The organism is Acinetobacter rongchengensis (assembly GCF_003611475.1).
Lineage (GTDB): Bacteria > Pseudomonadota > Gammaproteobacteria > Pseudomonadales > Moraxellaceae > Acinetobacter > Acinetobacter rongchengensis.
In genome coordinates this window covers 1-850 of sequence record NZ_RAXT01000165.1, presented here as the reverse complement: position 1 = coordinate 850, position 850 = coordinate 1, and the positions used below count along the sequence as shown (strand labels likewise).

General features: G+C 61.4%; 3 protein-coding genes. All 3 read left to right on the top strand.

The features are described from left to right. Nucleotides 1-146, top strand: a 146-nt coding sequence (locus tag D7V20_RS19295) for a cation transporter (RefSeq protein ID WP_171407870.1), incomplete at its 5' end; no start/stop codon positions are given. A 27-nt stretch (nucleotides 147-173) separates the two neighbouring features. Continuing rightward, nucleotides 174-599 (top strand): organomercurial transporter MerC, encoded by a 426-nt coding sequence (merC, locus tag D7V20_RS19290; protein ID WP_000522996.1) that lies wholly within the window; start codon nucleotides 174-176, stop codon nucleotides 597-599. A gap of 38 nt (nucleotides 600-637) precedes the next feature. After that, the coding region (locus tag D7V20_RS19285) for a cation transporter (protein ID WP_171407869.1) at nucleotides 638-850 on the top strand (213 nt) is incomplete at its 3' end.

Below are 850 nucleotides of genomic sequence, written 5' to 3'. Positions count from 1 at the left end.
TTTCCAAGGTTGAGGGCGTGAGCAAGACCGACGTAAGTTTCGACAAGCGCCAGGCCGTCGTCACCTTCGACGATGCCAAGACCAACGTCCAGAAGTTGACCAAGGCGACCGAGGACGCGGGCTATCCGTCCAGCCTCAAACGCTGATCCGTTAACCGAACTCGGGAGCGACACATGGGACTCATCACGCGCATCGCTGGCAAAACCGGCGCGCTCGGCAGCGTCGTTTCCGCGATGGGCTGCGCCGCCTGTTTTCCTGCCATCGCCAGCTTTGGCGCGGCCATCGGACTGGGCTTCTTGAGCCAGTACGAGGGGCTATTCATTGGCATCCTGCTGCCGATGTTCGCCGGCATCGCGTTACTCGCCAATGCTATCGCTTGGCTCAATCATCGACAGTGGCGACGCACGGCGCTCGGCACGATAGGCCCGATCTTGGTGCTGGCAGCGGTGTTTTTAATGCGGGCTTACGGCTGGCAGAGCGGTGGACTGCTCTATGTCGGCCTGGCCTTGATGGTTGGGGTATCGGTCTGGGATTTCATCTCGCCAGCACATCGCCGCTGCGGGCCGGACAGCTGTGAATTGCCAGAACAACGTGGCTGACGGCAACAGCCGTAGCCACCACAGAAAAGGAAAAATACATGACCCATCTAAAAATCACCGGCATGACCTGCGACTCGTGCGCGGCGCACGTCAAGGAAGCGCTGGAAAAAGTACCCGGCGTCCAATCTGCCATAGTGTCCTATGCCAAGGGCGCGGCCCAGCTCGCCCTTGATCCAGGCACAGCGCCGGACGCACTGACCGCCGCCGTGGCTGGCCTGGGCTACAAAGCGATGCTCGCCGATGCCCCGCCG

Excerpts from the sequence above, each read along its gene's own strand:
- merC (WP_000522996.1), top strand. The coding sequence starts at position 174 with ATGGGACTCATCACGCGCATCGCTGGCAAAACCGGCGCGCTCGGCAGC.